The 17,871-nt window shown below is 59.5% G+C and carries 15 protein-coding genes; 4 read left to right on the top strand and 11 right to left on the bottom strand.

What is annotated here, in order from left to right; genetic code table 11:
* Window positions 1-222: 222 nt before the first annotated feature.
* Window positions 223-408: a hypothetical protein gene (locus tag AACY50_RS10880; RefSeq protein ID WP_221729874.1), complete on the bottom strand. Its 186-nt coding sequence runs from the start codon at window positions 406-408 to the stop codon at window positions 223-225.
* A 404-nt stretch (window positions 409-812) separates the two neighbouring features.
* On the opposite strand from AACY50_RS10880, the gene AACY50_RS10875 reads away from it, so the two are divergent.
* Entirely contained in the window at window positions 813-2,441 is a 1,629-nt protein-coding gene (locus tag AACY50_RS10875) for a glucan biosynthesis protein D (RefSeq protein WP_339434039.1), read from the top strand.
* 112 nt (window positions 2,442-2,553) lie between these two features.
* On the opposite strand, the gene AACY50_RS10870 is transcribed toward AACY50_RS10875, so the two are convergent.
* From AACY50_RS10870 to AACY50_RS10860, 3 genes are all read right to left on the bottom strand, one after another.
* Window positions 2,554-3,660 carry an NADH:flavin oxidoreductase/NADH oxidase gene (locus tag AACY50_RS10870; protein ID WP_339538545.1) on the bottom strand — a complete coding sequence of 369 codons (1,107 nt, stop codon included), beginning with the start codon at window positions 3,658-3,660 and terminating at the stop codon, window positions 2,554-2,556.
* 264 nt (window positions 3,661-3,924) lie between these two features.
* Window positions 3,925-5,634: a single-stranded-DNA-specific exonuclease RecJ gene (gene recJ, locus AACY50_RS10865; protein ID WP_339434037.1), complete on the bottom strand. Its 1,710-nt coding sequence runs from the start codon at window positions 5,632-5,634 to the stop codon at window positions 3,925-3,927.
* 55 nt (window positions 5,635-5,689) lie between these two features.
* The gene (locus tag AACY50_RS10860; RefSeq protein ID WP_007908961.1) at window positions 5,690-6,232 is read right to left on the bottom strand and encodes a YaeQ family protein; all 543 of its coding nucleotides are present in this window, start codon (window positions 6,230-6,232) and stop codon (window positions 5,690-5,692) included.
* A gap of 146 nt (window positions 6,233-6,378) precedes the next feature.
* On the opposite strand from AACY50_RS10860, the gene AACY50_RS10855 reads away from it, so the two are divergent.
* Window positions 6,379-7,578, top strand: coding sequence for a CaiB/BaiF CoA transferase family protein (locus AACY50_RS10855; protein ID WP_339466171.1), 1,200 nt, complete (start codon window positions 6,379-6,381; stop codon window positions 7,576-7,578).
* Window positions 7,532-8,485: a TIGR02285 family protein gene (locus AACY50_RS10850; RefSeq protein WP_339495998.1), complete on the top strand. Its 954-nt coding sequence runs from the start codon at window positions 7,532-7,534 to the stop codon at window positions 8,483-8,485. The genes AACY50_RS10855 and AACY50_RS10850 overlap by 47 nt, the downstream gene beginning before the upstream one ends.
* A 173-nt stretch (window positions 8,486-8,658) precedes the next feature.
* Here AACY50_RS10850 and AACY50_RS10845 read toward each other — a convergent pair whose 3' ends face one another.
* The 7 genes from AACY50_RS10845 to xerD all read right to left on the bottom strand — a co-directional run bounded on the left by AACY50_RS10845 (window position 8,659) and on the right by xerD (window position 15,875).
* Window positions 8,659-8,940 carry a DUF3509 domain-containing protein gene (locus tag AACY50_RS10845; RefSeq protein WP_221729880.1) on the bottom strand — a complete coding sequence of 94 codons (282 nt, stop codon included), beginning with the start codon at window positions 8,938-8,940 and terminating at the stop codon, window positions 8,659-8,661.
* 164 nt (window positions 8,941-9,104) lie between these two features.
* The gene (locus AACY50_RS10840; protein ID WP_221729881.1) at window positions 9,105-9,512 is read right to left on the bottom strand and encodes a response regulator; all 408 of its coding nucleotides are present in this window, start codon (window positions 9,510-9,512) and stop codon (window positions 9,105-9,107) included.
* Between the two features lie 117 nt (window positions 9,513-9,629).
* Window positions 9,630-11,003, bottom strand: a complete 1,374-nt coding sequence (locus AACY50_RS10835) for a transporter substrate-binding domain-containing protein (RefSeq protein WP_339538544.1) — start codon at window positions 11,001-11,003, stop codon at window positions 9,630-9,632.
* A gap of 119 nt (window positions 11,004-11,122) precedes the next feature.
* The gene (gene thrC, locus AACY50_RS10830) at window positions 11,123-12,532 is read right to left on the bottom strand and encodes a threonine synthase (RefSeq protein WP_339495997.1); all 1,410 of its coding nucleotides are present in this window, start codon (window positions 12,530-12,532) and stop codon (window positions 11,123-11,125) included.
* Window positions 12,533-12,637: 105 nt separating this feature from the next.
* Window positions 12,638-13,942 carry a homoserine dehydrogenase gene (locus AACY50_RS10825; protein ID WP_221729884.1) on the bottom strand — a complete coding sequence of 435 codons (1,305 nt, stop codon included), beginning with the start codon at window positions 13,940-13,942 and terminating at the stop codon, window positions 12,638-12,640.
* 131 nt (window positions 13,943-14,073) lie between these two features.
* Complete coding sequence (gene dsbC, locus AACY50_RS10820) at window positions 14,074-14,805, bottom strand: bifunctional protein-disulfide isomerase/oxidoreductase DsbC (protein WP_339434032.1); 732 nt, start codon at window positions 14,803-14,805, stop codon at window positions 14,074-14,076.
* Window positions 14,806-14,978: 173 nt separating this feature from the next.
* The gene (xerD, locus tag AACY50_RS10815; RefSeq protein ID WP_339434031.1) at window positions 14,979-15,875 is read right to left on the bottom strand and encodes a site-specific tyrosine recombinase XerD; all 897 of its coding nucleotides are present in this window, start codon (window positions 15,873-15,875) and stop codon (window positions 14,979-14,981) included.
* A gap of 107 nt (window positions 15,876-15,982) precedes the next feature.
* Here xerD and AACY50_RS10810 point away from each other — a divergent pair, with 107 nt between their 5' ends.
* Window positions 15,983-17,791, top strand: a complete 1,809-nt coding sequence (locus tag AACY50_RS10810; RefSeq protein WP_339466168.1) for a cation:proton antiporter — start codon at window positions 15,983-15,985, stop codon at window positions 17,789-17,791.
* Window positions 17,792-17,871 lie beyond the last annotated feature (80 nt).

Genomic DNA, 17,871 nt, shown 5'->3' with positions numbered 1-17,871 from the left:
ACATCGTTGGGTTTTACAACAACGAACGGCTGCACTCAAAACTGGGGTATCTGCCGCCGACCGTTTACGAGCGGGCGATGGCATCGAAACCACCTATCGAGGTGTCCGGAATTAGTTGACCACCACAAACAGCCGTATCCGGTTTTGGGAACCTGTAGCTGAAATCCATCCAAAAAAACTGTGGCGAGGGCGCTTGCTCCCTCGCCACAGGCTATCCCAACGTTAAAACCGCGAAACACTCCTCATCGCATCCACCAGATACCGCATGGCGATCCGGTCGCTCTCTGAAAGCTCCCGATAACGCTCCAACAGTTTCAACTCATCAGAGCTGAGCCTACGCCTTTTTCGACCGCTGCCAAGGCAGGGAAAGATGCCCAACATGTCAGTGATGCCTTGTATTTTTGCCATGGACGATGTCCTTCTCTAATACGTCAAAGAACTGCTCAACCACCACATCGCCCTGCCCCTTTCAGCAGCGTCGTGTGCCCCACCGGTCTGAAGGTTCGCGACCGGTCATGTCCATAGAATAGAAATTTAATCGGTGCTGAAAAGGGCTTTTTAGAGTAATTAGTCGAAAAAAGCAGAAATGCCCTGTAAATCAGAAAGTGCCGTCGGAAAAAATACCGACATGTCTTGTTTCATTGCCAGACTGAGCCTCGTAATCAATCATTTTTGCTCGACAATCGAACGGTTTAAGCTAGCCGGCATCTGTTTATAGTCCGCAGCGTTTGGCCGAAGGCTTGTCCGAACCGTACTTTCTGATCCAGCACGTGCCAGGAACGGCGCGGGATTGCACACGACAGGTTGTATTTATGCACCGCAGGAATTTGCTTAAAGCGTCCATGGCCATTGCGGCTTACACCGGTCTTTCAGCCTCAGGCCTGCTGGCGGCGAATGCCTGGGCCGCCAGCGGTGACGTCGCTGATGGCGACGCACAAGCCTTCGATTTCCAAGCCCTGAAGCGCAAGGCCAAACAACTGGCCGGCAGTGCCTACCAGGACACCAAACAGGTGCTGCCGCCGACGCTGGCGACCATGACCCCGCAAAACTTCAACGCGATCCGCTACGACGGCGAGCATTCGTTGTGGAAGGAGAACAAGGGGCAACTGGACGTGCAGTTCTTCCACGTCGGCATGGGTTTTCGCCAACCGGTGCGCATGCACAGCGTCGATCCGAAGACCCGTACCGCCCGCGAGGTGCATTTCCGCCCGGCGCTGTTCAACTACGAGAACACTTCGGTCGACACTCAGCAGCTCAAGGGCGATTTGGGGTTCGCCGGCTTCAAGCTGTTCAAGGCGCCGGAACTGGATCGTCATGACGTGCTGTCGTTCCTGGGCGCCAGCTATTTCCGTGCAGTCGACGCGACTGGCCAATATGGCCTCTCGGCGCGTGGTCTGGCGATCGACACCTATGCCAGGAAGCGCGAAGAATTCCCTGACTTCACCCAGTTCTGGTTCGAGACACCGGATCAGAACGCCACGCATTTTGTGGTTTATGCCCTGCTCGACTCGCCGAGCGCGACCGGCGCCTATCGCTTCGACATCGATTGCCAGGCCGAACGCGTGGTGATGGAAATCGACGCGCATATCAACGCACGCACGGCCATCGAACAATTGGGCATTTCGCCGATGACCAGCATGTTCAGTTGCGGCACCCACGAGCGCCGCATGTGCGACACCATCCACCCGCAAATCCATGACTCGGATCGCCTGGCGATGTGGCGCGGCAACGGCGAGTGGATCTGCCGTCCGCTGAACAACCCGGCGACGCTGCAGTTCAACGCATTTGCCGACACGGACCCTAAAGGTTTTGGTCTGGTACAAACCGACCATGAATTCGCCAACTATCAGGACACCGTCGACTGGTACAGCAAACGTCCGAGCCTGTGGGTCGAACCGACGACCGCATGGGGCGAAGGCTCTATCGATCTGTTGGAAATCCCTACCACCGGCGAGACCCTCGACAACATCGTCGCGTTCTGGACGCCGAAGAAACCGGTGGCCGCCGGTGATTCGCTGAACTACGGCTACAAGCTTTACTGGAGTGCCCTGCCACCGGTCAGCACGCCGTTGGCGCGGGTGCAGGCGACCCGTTCCGGGATGGGCGGATTCACTGAAGGCTGGGCACCGGGCGAGCATTATCCGCCGGTCTGGGCGCGCCGTTTCGCCGTGGATTTCACTGGTGGCGGTCTGGATCGCCTGCCGCAGGGCACCGGGATCGAACCGGTCATCACCTGCTCCAACGGCAAGGTGCAGGACTTCAGCGTGTTGGTGCTCGATGACATCAAGGGTTACCGGATCCTGTTCGACTGGTACCCGACCAACGACAGCGTGGAGCCCGTGGAACTGCGGTTGTTCATTCGTACCAATGACCGCACGTTGAGTGAGACCTGGCTGTACCAGTACTTCCCGCCGGCGCCGGACAAGCGTAAGTATCCTTGAGGGTTTGAGGCGCCTGCTCGCGAAGACGGCAGCACTGGCAAAACAGCCGCCAACAGAAAAAACAAAGCCCCGACCCTCACTGGCCGGGGCTTTTTGCATGTCAGCGACGCACTCAATCGCGCAAATCAGACTCATGAATCGGCTGATCACGATGGGTCGCACGCTGATACTGCGCCGGCCACACCGCTTTGCGTCCGCCCAGATCATCATCGGCGTGCAACGGCCAGTACGGATCACGCAGCAACTCGCGGGCGAGGAAGATGATGTCGGCCTGGCAGGTACGCAGAATGTGCTCGGCCTGCGCAGGTTCGGTAATCATTCCCACAGTGCCAGTGGCGATGCCTGACTCTTTGCGCACGCGTTCGGCGAAGCGCGTCTGATAACCCGGCCCGACAGGAATCTCGGCGTTGGCTGCCGTGCCACCCGAGGAAACGTCGATCAAGTCCACACCCAATGCTTTCAGACGCCGCGCCAGCTCAACGGTTTCGTCAGGGTTCCAGCCGTCCTCAACCCAATCGGTGGCCGACACACGGACAAACACTGGCAGTTCCTCTGGCCAGACTGCCCGTACCGCTTCAGTGACTTGCAGCACCAGACGAATCCGGTTTTCGAACGAGCCGCCGTACTGATCGCGCCGTTGATTACTCAGCGGCGACAGGAACTGGTGCAGCAGATAACCGTGCGCGGCGTGAACCTCAACCACACTGAAACCCGCTGTCAGCGCGCGTTCTGCGGCATCGACAAAGGCTTGGATGACTTCGGCGATCTGCCCTTCATCGAGCTGTTTGGGTTGCGTGTGCTGCGGATCAAAGGCAATCGGCGACGGCCCGACCGGTGTCCAGCCGCCATCATCCGGTTTGACGCTGCCGTGCTTGCCGATCCAGGGTCGATGGGTGCTGGCCTTGCGCCCGGCGTGAGCCAGTTGAATGCCGGCGACCGCGCCCTGCGAGGTGATGAAACGAGTGATACGTTGCAGTGGTTCGATCTGTTCGTCATTCCACAGGCCAAGGTCTTGGGCGGTGATCCGACCGTCGGCCGTCACCGCCGTGGCTTCGGTGAACACCAGCCCGGCGCCACCCACGGCGCGGCTGCCAAGGTGTACGAGGTGCCAGTCGTTGGCCAGACCGTCGACGCAGGAGTATTGGCACATGGGCGACACGGCGATGCGGTTGGGCAGGGTCAGTTGGCGCAGAGTAAAGGGTTCAAGCAGCAGACTCATGGGGCACCTCTCAAATCAGTGGGCAGGCTCCAGGGTTCTGTTTGAATAGTCGTCGAGTGACAGGAAGAGATGCAGCACCCGCCCCCGCGGGCAAAAAACGACAAGACGTCACAAGGCCAATCAAGCAGTGCTTAGAGCCTAGTCGACAACCGGGGATGCGGGAGGGTTCAGAGTCATTCCGTGTGGGAAAGTCCGCCTTCGCGAGCAAGCTCGCTCCACCAGGAAAACACCGGACCTGTGGGAGCGACTTTGCTCGCGAAGGGGTCAGCGCGGTTCGATGTGGGCAATCATCAGTTGCACGGTCTCATTGCCACGAAACTCGTTAACGTCGAGCTTGTAAGCCAGTTCGACCCATTTGATCGTCGGATTCGGCCAGATGTCGCGGTCGATACCGAAGGCGATGCCGTCGAGTTTCACCGAGCCGCACTCGCTTTTGAGTACCACTTTCAAGTGTCGCTCACCGACGACCCGCTGCTCGACCAACTGGAATACACCGTGAAACAGTGGCTCCGGAAAGTGCTGACCCCAAGGCCCGGCATGGCGCAGGGCGCGGGCCAGCTCAAGGTGGAATTCTTCAACCGCCAGCGTGCCGTCCGACAACATGCGCCCGGTGAGGTCTTCTTCGCGAAGTTGCCTACGCACTTCGGCGTCAAATGCCTCAGCGAACAACGGAAAATTCTCCTGCGGCAAGGTCAGGCCGGCTGCCATTGCGTGGCCGCCGTATTTGGCAATCAGGTTTGGATGCTGCGCTGCAACCACGCTCAAGGCATCACGAATATGGAAGCCTTGCACTGAACGCCCCGAGCCCTTGAGCAAACCATCGCCAGCATCGGCGAAGGCGATGGTCGGACGGAAATAACGCTCTTTCATCCGTGAGGCGAGGATGCCGATGACGCCCTGGTGCCACTCCGGATCAAACAGGCACAGACCGAACGGCATCGACTCAACGGGCAAGTCCTTCAACTGGGCCAGCGCTTCGCGCTGCATGCCTTGCTCGATGGTTTTGCGATCCTGGTTCATACCGTCCAGTTGCGCGGCCATTTCGCGGGCCATGTTGGCGTCGGCGGTGAGCAGGCATTCGATGCCCAGGCTCATGTCATCCAGGCGCCCGGCGGCGTTCAGGCGCGGGCCGACGATGAAACCCAGATCCGTGGAGGTGATGCGAGCCGCATCACGCTTGGCCACTTCAAGGATCGCTTTGATCCCCGGCCGCGCACGCCCGGCGCGAATCCGCTCCAGACCCTGATGCACCAGAATCCGGTTGTTGGCGTCCAATGGGACAACGTCGGCGACACTGCCCAACGCGACCAGATCAAGCAATTCGCCGATGTTCGGCTGCGGCTTGCTTTCGTACCAGCCGAGGCTGCGCAGGCGCGCGCGCAACGCCATCAACACATAGAAAATCACCCCGACACCGGCCAGCGCCTTGCTCGGGAACTCGCAGCCTGGCTGGTTGGGATTGACCAGCGCATCGGCCAGCGGCAGTTCATCGCCGGGCAAGTGGTGGTCGGTGATCAGCACTTTGAGCCCATGACGCTTGGCAGCGGCCACGCCTTCAACGCTGGAAATGCCGTTGTCGACGGTGATCAGCAACTGCGGCTCGCGAGTCATGGCAACTTCGACGATTTCCGGGGTCAGGCCGTAACCGTATTCAAAGCGATTCGGCACCAGATAATCGACATGAGCAGCACCCAGCAGTCGCAGACCGAGCATACCCACCGTGCTGGCCGTGGCGCCGTCCGCGTCGAAATCACCGACGATGAGGATGCGCTGGCGTTGCTCCAGCGCTGTCACCAGCAGATCGACTGCCGCATCGATGCCCTTGAGTTTCTGGAACGGAATCAACCGTGCCAGACTCTTGTCCAGTTCCGCCTCGGATTGCACGCCCCGCGCCGCATACAAGCGGGTCAGCAGCGGCGGCAGGTCACCGAGAAAAGGCAGAGTGGCAGGCAGTTGACGAGGTTCGATACGCATGGGGTGACGGAGACTTCTCTTGAATACGTGGGATTAATCAGATGACAACGCAGGATCAGCCGCGCTCACCTTGCAGCCATTGCAACTGGACTTCGTGTTGACCGCGATCGTCGGTGACGAAAATCGTCCCTTCGCTGATCATCACGTCCCACTTGATGACGCGGGGCATGTCCTTGGCCAGGGTTTCCAGCACTTCTTGCGGGACGGCGGCAATGTTGACGTTTTTAAGGTTCTTGATCGCCGGGATCACCTTGGTTTCCCACACGCGCAGGCTGCCGTAGGCCAGCAGGCTGGTGCGTTCGGTGCGACGCGAGCACCAGGTCAAACGGTCGGCGTCGGGCTGGCCGACTTCGATCCAGTGCAGAACACGATCGTCCAGGCTCTTTTCCCACAGCGCAGGTTCATCCACGTCTGACAGACCACGGCCAAACGACAACTGCTCGTTGTACCAGAGGGCGTAGGCCAGCAGCCGCACAGTCATGCGCTCTTCGGTTTCCGAAGGGTGACGGGCGATGGTCTGCTTGACGCTCTCGTAGACGCTGCGGTCGAGGTCGGTGAGGTTCAGTTCAAACTTGTAAGTGGTCGAAGGCTGGGCCATGAACGGGCTTCTTGATACGAGGAAAGTCGGCAAGTCTAACCGATGCGGTAGGCAATCATCGAATTGATGGCGATCAACCTGCGGCGCCTGACAGCCGGCTATGCTAAAACGCTGTATCCGCTCAACCTTGTCCTACAGGATTCAGCATGCCGTTTACCAACAAGCCGCTCAGCGGCGTGAAAGTCATCGAACTGGGTACATTGATTGCCGGGCCGTTTGCCTCGCGTATTTGCGGCGAGTTCGGTGCCGAAGTCATCAAGATCGAATCGCCGGACGGCGGTGATCCGTTGCGCAAATGGCGAAAGTTGTACGAGGGCACCTCGTTGTGGTGGTTCGTTCAGGCGCGCAACAAGAAGTCGCTGACCCTCAACCTCAAGCATCCCGATGGCTTGGCGATCCTGAAAAAACTGCTCAGTGAAGCCGACATCCTGATCGAAAACTTTCGCCCCGGTGTGCTGGAAAAACTCGGTCTGAGCTGGGACATCCTGCACGCGTTGAACCCGAAACTGGTGATGGTGCGCCTCTCCGGCTTCGGCCAGACCGGGCCGATGAAGGATCAGCCGGGGTTCGGCGCCGTCGGCGAATCCATGGGGGGGTTGCGCTACATCACCGGTTTCGAGGATCGGCCGCCGGTGCGTACCGGCATCTCCATCGGCGACTCGATTGCCGCGCTGTGGGGCGTGATCGGCGCGTTGATGGCGCTGCGTCATCGTGAGGTCAACGGCGGGCTCGGCCAAGTGGTCGATGTGGCACTGTACGAAGCGATCTTCGCCATGATGGAAAGCATGGTGCCGGAGTTCGATGTGTTCGGTTTTATCCGTGAACGCACCGGCAACATCATGCCCGGCATCACGCCGTCGTCGATCCACACCAGCGCCGACGGCAAACATGTGCAGATCGGCGCCAATGGCGATGCAATCTTCAAGCGCTTCATGCTGATCATCGGCCGTGAAGATCTGGCCAATGACCCGACACTGGCCAGCAACGACGGTCGCGACAATCGCCGCGACGAGTTGTATGGCGTGATCGATCGCTGGGTCAATTCGCTGCCGCTGCAATCGGTGCTCGACCTGCTCAATCAGGCTGACGTACCGGTCAGCCGGATCTTCAGTGCCGAAGACATGTTCAGTGATCCGCAGTACCTGGCTCGGGAAATGTTCCTGTCTGCCAAACTGCCGGACGGCAAATCTTTCAAGATGCCGGGTATCGTGCCCAAACTCTCAGAGACACCGGGCTCCTCCGAATGGGTCGGACCGCAACTCGGTGAACACAATGCGCAGGTACTCCACGATCTTGGCTATGACGAAAAGCAGATCGCCCAACTGCGCGAAGACGGAGCCATTTAAGCTGAAGCACCGACAGGCATCGGACGCCAACCGCTCCCGCCACGGATGGACGTGGCGCCTGTTCGGTCTGTTGTTTCTGCTGACCCTGCCCGCTTGGGCGCAGGCAAAACCTACGCTGATCTGGTTACTGCGCGACTTGCCACCGATGACCATTTTCGAAGGTCCGAAAAAGGGCCAGGGGGTGATCGATCAGTTGCTGCCGATGCTGATCGCTGGCATGCCGCAATACGAACATACGCTGATGCGGGTCAATCGCGCCCGTGGCTTGCAGATGCTCCATGACAACCCTTTCGCCTGTGACCCCGCGCTGATATGGAACCAGGTACGCGCGCAGTCGGTTGCGTATTCGATCCCTGCGATTCGCGCGGTGAGCAATGGTCTGGTGGTTCGTCGGCAGGATCGGGCGGTGCTTGAACCCTATCTGGTGAATGGCGAGGTTGATCTGTCTGCGCTACTCGCGAATGGCAACAGGAAGGTCGGCGTTGTCGCCGAACGCAGCTACGGCGAGTTTCTCGACACTATCCTGCATCAAGCGCCCAGCGGCGCGCTGACTGCGCATTACGGCAATGATGCGCTGGCCAATCTGCTGTCGATGCAGCGTCTGGGCCGGTTGCAGGTGGTGCTGGGTTACTGGCCGGAAATCCGCTATCAGGCGAAGCAGGCGCAGATTGCCGAAGATGAGCTGGAGTTTTATCCGATCCAGGGCGTCGGAAAATATCTCTCAGGTTATATCGCCTGTTCCGACACCACGATGGGGCGTCAGGCCATCGGCGAGATCAACCAACTGCTACGCACCCTGCCCCACGAACATCTCAATCGGCTGTACGCCGCGTGGCTTGACCCCAAGCAACAGGCCGATTATCTGGAACAGGCACGGCTGTTCTTCGAACAGCAGGCCGCGCAGTAAACGGCGGACAAAAGAAACCCCGAGAAGTGGGGAGACGACTCGGGGTTAAACGTGGCCCGTAATAAAGACCCGTAGCAGCAAGCGACAAGCACCGGAGCACAATGCTTGATCCTGCTGTTACGAGGTCTGACTGACAGAGATGCAGGAAGTTTCCCACAAGAGACATTTCATTTTCAGAGCGCCGCACGCTTGTCCAGCGCCGCATTGCGCAAGGCCGCGATCACGCAGGGCTCCAGGCGCCCTTCGGCAATCAGGACGTCACGGTGCAAACCATCGACGACATCGGTCAACTGACGCTTGTCGGTCAGTTGTGCCTGATTGAATGGGCGTTCCACGACAATGGCGCCGCTGCTGTTCTTCAAGGTCACCAGGCATTCACCCTGGGCACCGCTTGGAGACAACGAAACCTGATACGGGCTCAGAGCCTCACCGAGCAATAGACTGATACTTTCCATCTCGATCTCCACTCAATAGTCCGAAAACATTGTGTCTGGGGCGTGTCCACAGTAAATGACCACCGGCCCGAGAAGAAAGTTCTGCATGCCGGTCGCAAGCACTGCAGCGTCACCGGTCTGTCAGAGCATGCACGGTGAAGATGACAGAAAAATAACCGTGCCCTTCAGACCCCGACAGGCTGCGAAGCAGCGATCAGGTAGCCGTCCAGCAAACCTCTCATCAGCACTGCCGAGACCGGCGTTTGCAAGCGCCCCAATAATCGCAACCGATGCTCGCGCAGCAACGGCTCGAGATCGCTCAGCAGACTCGGCGCGACCGCCCCCAGCAGGATCAGCGCACGGGCTTCACGCTGTACCGCCAGATGCTGAATCAGAGCCAGGCCATCGCCGCCCTTGAGTTGCGGATCGCAAATGGCAATATCGACCACGCCGCGGTGGCCCAGCGAACACAGGGCCGACGCCAGGGACGGTGCGGTCAGTACGTCATAGATGCCGATGGCATTGAGCATTTGATGCAATGCCATCAGCTGAAACGGATTGGGTTCAAGAATCAGAACTTTAAGCGAGCGCATGGGCGACCTCCGGAACGACAATCGCGGACTCTCACCGCAGTTGTCGCTCACTCTAGGGCAGCCGTCTTAAGCCTCCCATAGGAAAAGTAGCCGCGTCTTATAGGAAGTTTCCCATCTTCACTGCAGACATCGGCACCCGCTCTCCGTCCTACGCTGGGTGATGTCGGTCCAGCCGCCCAGCAGTCCACGCAACTGGCCGTCGGCACTGTAGAACGGCACGGTCCACTGATAGACCTCGCGCGGGCCATTCTTGAATTGCAGTTGGCGTTTACTGAAGCGCGACTTGCGTGTGCTCAGTTGCACGATGAACTCGTCGTGCAGCATCAGGGCGGTCGCTTCGGGCAACACATCGATCTCGATCAGCAAACGCCCCTGCACCTGATCCAGCCGAACCGAAAGAGCCTCCTCGTAGCTGCGGTTGCACATGATCAGTCGACCGTGCAGATCTCGGACAAACATCGGATCAGGCATGGAATCAATCAGCGCGCGCTGAAACGCCAGTTGATCGCCCAGCACCTTTTCCGCCTCGCTGCGCTGTTTGATCACCGCCGTCAGGCGCCGATTCCATACCAGCGACAACAGGCCGAAAACACCCAGCCCACCCATCACCCAGCAGCCCCATTCGATCATCCGCTGCCACACCGACGGTATGGGCGCCGGCGAAATACCCTCCAGCCATTTGAGGCGAATGGCGCATAACTCGGCAGGGGGGAACGCCTCCAATGCCTTGTTGAGAATACTCAAAAGTTCCGGCATGCCCTTGCGTACCGCCAGATGATCAGCCTCCCATTTGCCTTCCACCAGTGCACCGACCTTGAGCAACCCCAACGGATAAAGCTGTGCACCGATCTCGTTTTCGATCGTCGCGTAGGCCTCGCCGCTCTCGACCAATGCCCGTGCTTCGGCGTAGGTTTTGACCGAGCGGATTTCGATTGAAGGGTAATCACGTCGGATCACGTCTTCCAGTGCATGCCTGGCGGGCAGCACCACCACTCGCTTGGCCAGTTGCTCCAGGGACTCCACCGAGGGTGCCCCGGCGCGCCCGACAAATACCCAGCCCGCGCCGCCGAATGCGTGACTGAAATCAAGAAACGCCTTGCGTTCGTCGCTTACGGCCAGCGTTGTGCTGATGTCCGCCGCCCCGCTCTCGAGGCGCTCAAGCATGTGATCCGTGGAAAACGACTCATGATGCACAAACTGCAACCCGGTCATCGCCGTGACGCGTTTGAGCACATCGTTGTTCAAGCCGCTCCACTGACCATGCTCATCCTGAAACAGATACAACGGGTACTGCACCGACGCGACCGTCACCGTGGGGTTATCGCGAATCCACTGGCGCTCATGTGCGTCCAGTTCGATGGGCTGAACGTTGAGGCCCACCGCGTCATCGTGCAACGCCAATTGCGCGGCCACACTGCCGTGCATCACTCCCAGCAATCCGAACAAGCACAACCAGCCCAGTGCCGGTTTCAAACCTCTATAAAACAGCATTGCCACTTCCTTCGTGATCGACTCACCCGTCCTTCGAGGGTGAAAACCCGAGCAGTGTGGCAGCAGAAACAAAAAAGCCCGTCAGGAGACGGGCTTCAAAATGTGACAGCTTTGCAGGTTTAAAGCGGCTTGCCGCGGTTGCCATGCTGGCTGACAAAGGCCTGCACGGCTTTCAGCTCGTTTGGCAGAACGGTGCAGCGTTCGTTTCGCTCAAACAAATCAGAAAGGTGTGCAGGTAGTTCGAGCGCTTTTCCTACACCCGCTTTCTCTACCGCGTCCGGGAATTTCACCGGATGCGCCGTGCCCAGGATCACCATCGGGATGTCGAGGCTGCGACGGCATTCGCGTGCGGCCTTCACGCCAATGGCGGTGTGCGGGTCCAGCAGTTCGCCGGTCTGCGCATAGACTTCGGCGATGGTTTCGCAGGTTTGGGCATCGTCCACGGCCAGCGAATCGAACAGTTTGCGTGCTTCGGTCCAGCGCTCTTGCTCGACGCTGAAACCACCGCCCTGCTTGAACGAATCCATCAAACCGGCAATCGCTGCACCGTTGCGACCGTGCAGGTCGAACAGCAGGCGTTCGAAGTTCGACGACACCATGATGTCCATCGACGGCGACAACGTGGCGTGCAGGGTTTGCTTGACGTACTGATTGCCGCTCATGAAGCGGTGCAGGATGTCATTGCGGTTGGTGGCGACGATCAACTGATTGATCGGCAGGCCCATGTTGCGCGCCAGGTAACCGGCGAAGATGTCGCCGAAGTTGCCGGTCGGCACCGAGAACGATACCGAACGCGCAGGGCCACCCAACTGCAGGGCAGCGTGAAAGTAGTAAACGATCTGGGCCATGATCCGCGCCCAGTTGATCGAGTTCACCGCCACCAGGCGCGTGCCCTTGAGGAAGCTCTGGTCGGCGAAACTGGCTTTGACCATTTCCTGGCAGTCATCGAAGTTGCCTTCGATGGCGATGTTATGGATGTTCTCACCGAAAATCGTGGTCATCTGGCGACGCTGCACTTCGGACACACGGTTGTGCGGGTGCAGGATGAAGATGTCGACATTTTCGCAGTGTTTGCAGCCTTCAATGGCGGCCGAACCGGTGTCACCGGAGGTGGCGCCGACGATCACTACACGCTCGCCGCGCTTTTCAAGCACGTAGTCGAGCAGACGACCGAGCAGTTGCAAGGCGAAGTCTTTGAACGCCAGGGTCGGGCCGTGGAACAGCTCCATGACCCATTCGTTGCCGTTGAGCTGACGCAGCGGCGCGACGGCGCTGTGCGAGAACACACCGTAGGTTTGTTCAAGAATCCTTTTGAAATCGGCGTCAGGAATGCTGCCGGTTACAAACGGGCGCATGACGCGAAAGGCCAGCTCGTGATACGGCAGGCCTGCCCAGGAAGCGATTTCTTCCTGGGTAAAACGTGGCAGGTTTTCCGGGACGTACAGACCACCGTCGGTGGCAAGACCAGCCAGCAGGACGTCTTCGAAATTCAGGGCCGGTGCCTGGCCGCGGGTACTGATGTAACGCATAAGGGCAAACCTTCGGTTTGGGCTACAAGCGGTGAGCTTCAAGCTACAAGTGAAAAGCGCCTCTGCTTTTACTTGCAGCTTGAAGTTTGAAGCTTGCTGCTGCTGTTAATTCAAGTGTTCGACGCGGATCCGCATAACCGGACCGTTGACGCCGGCCAGGGCTTCCAGGGCTGCGATCGCATCATTGATGCGCTGCTCGACCACGCGGTGGGTCAGCAGGATCATCGGCACCAGACCGTCCTGCTCTTCGACTTCCTTCTGCATGATCGACTCGATGTTGATGCCACGCTCCGACAGAATGCTCGCCACCTGAGCCAGTACGCCCGGGTGATCCTTGGCTTGTATGCGCAAGTAGTAAGCGCTTTCACAGGCTTCGATCGGCAGGATCGGATGGGCCGACAGCGAGTCTGGCTGGAAGGCCAGATGCGGGACGCGGTTCTCCGGGTCGCTGGTCATGGCGCGAACCACGTCCACCAGGTCGGCGATGACCGAAGAGGCCGTTGGCTCCATGCCGGCACCGGCGCCGTAGAACAAGGTCGAACCGGCAGCATCACCGTTGACCATCACCGCGTTCATCACGCCGTTGACGTTGGCGATCAGGCGATCGGCCGGGATCAGCGTCGGGTGTACGCGCAACTCGATGCCCGCAGCCGTACTGCGCGCCACGCCGAGGTGCTTGATGCGGTAGCCCAGTGCTTCGGCGTAGTTGACGTCAGCGGTGGTCAGCTTGGTAATGCCTTCGGTGTAAGCCTTGTCGAACTGCAGCGGAATGCCAAACGCAATGGAAGCCAGAATGGTCAGCTTGTGCGCGGCGTCGATGCCTTCGACGTCGAAGGTCGGATCGGCTTCGGCGTAACCCAGCGCCTGAGCTTCGGCCAATACGTCTTCAAACGTACGGCCCTTCTCGCGCATTTCGGTGAGGATGAAGTTGCCGGTGCCGTTGATGATCCCGGCCACCCAATTGATGCGGTTGGCGGACAGGCCTTCACGGATCGCCTTGATCACCGGAATGCCACCGGCCACCGCGGCTTCAAACGCCACGATCACGCCTTTCTCGCGTGCCCTGGCGAAAATTTCATTACCGTGAACGGCAATCAGTGCCTTGTTCGCGGTGACCACATGCTTGCCATTCTCGATGGCCTTGAGTACCAGCTCGCGGGCAACGGTATAGCCGCCCATCAGCTCTATGACGATGTCGATCTCAGGGTTCGTGGCCACTTCGAAGACATCGTTGGTAATCGCAATACCGGTCGTCTGGAACTGAGGCTTTGGCGTGCGCATGGCAATTTGTGCCACTTCGATCCCACGCCCGGCACGACGAGCAATTTCCTCGGCGTTGCGCTGAAGTACGTTGAAGGTACCGCCACCGACGGTCCCTAACCCACAGATGCCTACTTTGACCGGATTCACTGTGAACTCCCCATGAAACGGCCGACTCAGGGTCGGCCGGAAAACAACCGCGTGCTCGCGGCTCTCTATTAATGGCCCGGCGATGCGGCTACCGGACCATGATCGTCAAAGTCTGACCGTGACGATGCGAATTACTTCGCGCCCAGCGCCAGTTTGGCGACTTGTGGCGCAGGCTGATAGCCCGGAATGACTTGCCCATCGGCCAAAACGATGGCCGGTGTACCGTTCACGCCGATCGACTGACCGAGGGCGAACTGTCTGGAAACCGGGTTCGCGCACTTGGCGGCCTTGATTTCCTTGCCATCGACCATTTTGTCCATGGCCGCTTTCTTGTCTTTGGAGCACCACACGGCTTGCAGTTGCTCATCACCCGGCGAGCCCAGGCCCTGACGCGGGAACGCGACATAACGCACTTCGATGCCGCGCTTGTTCAGCTCGGGCACTTCGGCGTGCAGCTTGTGGCAGTAAGGGCAAGTGGTGTCAGTGAACACGGTGATGTGCGATTTGGTCTCGCCCACGGCCGGGTAAACCACGGTTTCAGCCACCGGAATGGCGTTGATCAGTTTGGAGATGCCCAGGCGCTCGGTCTTCTCGGTCAGGTTGACCGGTTTGCCGTCCTTGAGCTGAAACAGGTAGCCCTGAACGATGTACTGGCCATCGGCACTGGCGTACAGCACACGGCTGCCCTTGAGCTTGACTTCATACATGCCAGGCAGAGGGCTCGCGGAAATGCTGTCTACCGGAACATCGAGCTGGAGGTTTTCCAGGCTTTTACGAATGGCTTTGTCAGCCGCATCATCGGCGACGGCAAAGGTGCTGACCAACGCAATGGCGGCGGCGGCGAAAATCTGGGTCAGACGCATGAGAACTCCTGAGGGCGGACAAATGGAACGGTCAGAACGCCCGGGCCGGAACACCGGGTCATAACCGTCCATCGTGCAAACCGGCAAAGCCTAACACATAAGGTCACGGTGGCCGAATGCGCCTGTCGCCAGACGCACAGGCGGATGCAATTGCTTGCACATCGATTGTTTGTTCAGCCACGCGGGTGGTGTTTGGCATGCAGATCCTGCAACCGTGCCCGCGCCACATGAGTGTAGATCTGGGTGGTCGACAGATCACTGTGACCGAGCAACATCTGCACCACGCGCAAATCCGCGCCGTGGTTGAGCAGGTGCGTGGCGAACGCGTGCCGCAAGGTGTGCGGCGACAGCGATTTGCCGATCCCGGCGACCTTGGCCTGATGTTTGATCCGGTGCCAGAACGTCTGCCGGGTCATCTGCTCACCGCGCTGGCTGGGAAACAGCACATCGCTGGGGCGCCCGCCGAGCAGTTCTGCACGCCCGTCACGCATATAGCGCTCGACCCAGACAATCGCCTCCTCGCCCATCGGCACCAGCCGCTCTTTGCTGCCCTTGCCCATCACCCTTAATACGCCTTGGCGCAAGTTGACCTGCTCCAGGGTCAGGCTGATCAGCTCGGTTACCCGCAGGCCGCAGGCATACAGGACTTCCAGCATGGCGCGGTCACGCTGACCGATGGCTTCGCTCAGATCCGGTGCTTTGAGCAATGCCTCAACGTCGGCCTCCGACAAGGATTTGGGCAGCGGCCTGCCGAGTTGCGGCATGTCGACGCGCAATGTCGGATCGACTGTGATCAGCTTTTCGCGCAGCAGATAACGATAAAACCCACGTACGCCGGAGAGAAATCTCGCAGTGGATCGCGGTTTGTAGTTTTGCTCCAGACGCCAGGCGAGATGATCGAGGATCAACTCACGGCCGGCGTTGATCAGCTCCAGGTTTTTCTCCTGCAACCAGCCATTGAACAGCGCAAGGTCGCTACGATAGGCGCCACGGGTGTTGTCGGACAGGCCCTTCTCCAGCCACAAGGCGTCGAGGAATTGGTCAATCAGTGGATGGTCGATGGCAGGCATGGGCGCTCAAGGCACACAGTTCAACGACTGCGCGCAAATGTAGAGTGAACGGTAGGAATGGGCGCTAGTCTTTCATAGCCCGCAATTTCAAGGAACAGGGAGCATCAATGAACGAGCAGCAAATTCTATTGGCATTTGGCGGGATAGGCGCAGCGGCGCTAGGTTGCCAATGGCTGGCGTGGCGCCTGAAGCTGCCGGCGATTCTGTTTCTGTTGCTGACCGGCATTCTGGTCGGCCCGGTATTGGGGTGGCTCGATCCGCAAGAAATGTTCGGGCCGCTGCTGATGCCACTGGTATCGCTGGCCGTGGCGCTGATCCTGTTCGAGGGCAGCCTGACGCTGCACCTGTCGGAATGGAAGGAAATCGGCAGCGTCGTCCATCGACTGGTGACTCTCGGCGCCCTCTCGACATGGATTGTCATTGCGCTCGCCACTCACTTTTTGCTCGGCTTCGACTGGATGCTGGCGATCCTCTTCGGCAGCCTGACGCTGGTCACGGGCCCCACGGTGATTGTGCCAATGCTGCGAGTGGTGCGGCCCAAAGCCTCGATCGCCAACATTCTGCGCTGGGAAGGCATCGTCATTGATCCGATCGGCGCCCTCCTCGCCGTGGTGGTCTACAGCTTCATCATTGCCAGTGCCGAAGGCCATGGCCTCAAGCAGAGCCTGTTCACCTTTGGCGGGGTGATTGCCTGCGGCGCGGCGTTCGGGGTTGCCGGAGGCTGGTTGCTCGGCACGGTCATTCGGCGGCAATGGCTGCCGGAGTACCTGCACAACCTCGCTTCGCTGGCGGCGGTGCTGGGAATTTTCATTGTCTCCAACGAGGTGATGCATGAGTCCGGCCTGCTGGCGGTGACATTAATGGGCATGTGGCTGGCCAACATGAAAGGCGTGGATGTACGGCACATCCTGCACTTCAAGGAAAACCTCAGCGTGTTGCTGATTTCCGGGCTGTTCATTCTGCTCGCCGCAAGGCTGGACTTGAACGCCTTGATCGGGCTCGGGCCGCTGGTGCTGATCCTGCTGCTGGTCATCCAGTTGATCGCCCGACCTTTGAACGTTGTGCTGAGCACCGTGGGATCTAGCCTGAACTGGCGTGAGCGGGCATTGCTGTGCTGGATCGCCCCACGCGGGATTGTCGCGGCGGCAGTGTCGGCGATTTTCGCGATTCGCCTGGATGAAGCCGGGCATGAAGGTGCACTGTTGCTGGTGCCACTGACCTTCGCGGTGATCATCGGCACCGTCGTGCTGCAAAGCGCAACGGCGCGACCGTTGGCGCGTTTGCTCAACGTCGCAGAGCCGGCACCCAGTGGTTTCCTGATCGTCGGCGCCAATGGGCCGGCCCGGGCGTTGGGCAAGTCGTTGCAACAATTGGGCAGCCGAGTGTTGCTGACCGATTCAAGCTGGGAAAACATCCGTGCCGCGCGCATGGAGGGTTTGCCGACGTACTTCGGTAATCCGGCTTCGCAGCATGCCGATGCGCATCTGGATCTGGTTGGCCTGGGGCATTTGCTGGCACTGTCGCCGTCGGGCGAACTCAACACGCTGGCAGCCATGCGCTTTCGCCATGACTTCGGGCATCAGCGCCTGTTTGGCCTGGCCAGCGGTCAGGAAAGCCGTCGCAGCGACAAGCATCGCGCCAGTCTTGAGCATCGCGGCAATCAACTGGGCAGCGAGGCACTGACCTACGCCAAACTGGCCGGCCAGATGGGTCAGGGGGCCGAGCTGTATAGCACCACGCTGACGGATGGATTTGGCTGGGAGGATTACCGTGCGCTGCATGGCAAGCGCGCCACGCTGTTGTTCATGCGCGATGACAGCGGATGGGTGCATGTGGTGACGCCAGAGACCGCTTTGAAGCCGGGATCGGGGTGGACGCTGCTGGCGTTGATCCAGCCTTTAACCAGCGGCGCCTGACCTGACGCATTCGCGAGCAAGCCCGCTCCCACAAGAAACCTCGATCCAGTTCAAGCCTGCCCCCACAGGAGACCTCGATC

Origin of the sequence: Pseudomonas sp. RA_15y_Pfl2_54 (assembly GCF_963971015.1) — a bacterium.
GTDB lineage: Bacteria > Pseudomonadota > Gammaproteobacteria > Pseudomonadales > Pseudomonadaceae > Aquipseudomonas > Aquipseudomonas baetica_A.
This window is presented reverse-complemented; position numbering and strand designations above follow the sequence as displayed.

What these genes read in the sequence shown, in the direction of transcription:
- AACY50_RS10880 (WP_221729874.1), bottom strand. Translation starts at nt 408, where the DNA reads ATGGCAAAAATACAAGGCATCACTGACATGTTGGGCATCTTTCCCTGC.
- AACY50_RS10875 (WP_339434039.1), top strand. Translation starts at nt 813, where the DNA reads ATGCACCGCAGGAATTTGCTTAAAGCGTCCATGGCCATTGCGGCTTAC.
- AACY50_RS10870 (WP_339538545.1), bottom strand. Translation starts at nt 3,660, where the DNA reads ATGAGTCTGCTGCTTGAACCCTTTACTCTGCGCCAACTGACCCTGCCC.
- recJ (WP_339434037.1), bottom strand. Translation starts at nt 5,634, where the DNA reads ATGCGTATCGAACCTCGTCAACTGCCTGCCACTCTGCCTTTTCTCGGT.
- AACY50_RS10860 (WP_007908961.1), bottom strand. Translation starts at nt 6,232, where the DNA reads ATGGCCCAGCCTTCGACCACTTACAAGTTTGAACTGAACCTCACCGAC.
- AACY50_RS10855 (WP_339466171.1), top strand. Translation starts at nt 6,379, where the DNA reads ATGCCGTTTACCAACAAGCCGCTCAGCGGCGTGAAAGTCATCGAACTG.
- AACY50_RS10850 (WP_339495998.1), top strand. Translation starts at nt 7,532, where the DNA reads ATGACGAAAAGCAGATCGCCCAACTGCGCGAAGACGGAGCCATTTAAG.
- AACY50_RS10845 (WP_221729880.1), bottom strand. Translation starts at nt 8,940, where the DNA reads ATGGAAAGTATCAGTCTATTGCTCGGTGAGGCTCTGAGCCCGTATCAG.
- AACY50_RS10840 (WP_221729881.1), bottom strand. Translation starts at nt 9,512, where the DNA reads ATGCGCTCGCTTAAAGTTCTGATTCTTGAACCCAATCCGTTTCAGCTG.
- AACY50_RS10835 (WP_339538544.1), bottom strand. Translation starts at nt 11,003, where the DNA reads ATGCTGTTTTATAGAGGTTTGAAACCGGCACTGGGCTGGTTGTGCTTG.
- thrC (WP_339495997.1), bottom strand. Translation starts at nt 12,532, where the DNA reads ATGCGTTACATCAGTACCCGCGGCCAGGCACCGGCCCTGAATTTCGAA.
- dsbC (WP_339434032.1), bottom strand. Translation starts at nt 14,805, where the DNA reads ATGCGTCTGACCCAGATTTTCGCCGCCGCCGCCATTGCGTTGGTCAGC.
- xerD (WP_339434031.1), bottom strand. Translation starts at nt 15,875, where the DNA reads ATGCCTGCCATCGACCATCCACTGATTGACCAATTCCTCGACGCCTTG.
- AACY50_RS10810 (WP_339466168.1), top strand. Translation starts at nt 15,983, where the DNA reads ATGAACGAGCAGCAAATTCTATTGGCATTTGGCGGGATAGGCGCAGCG.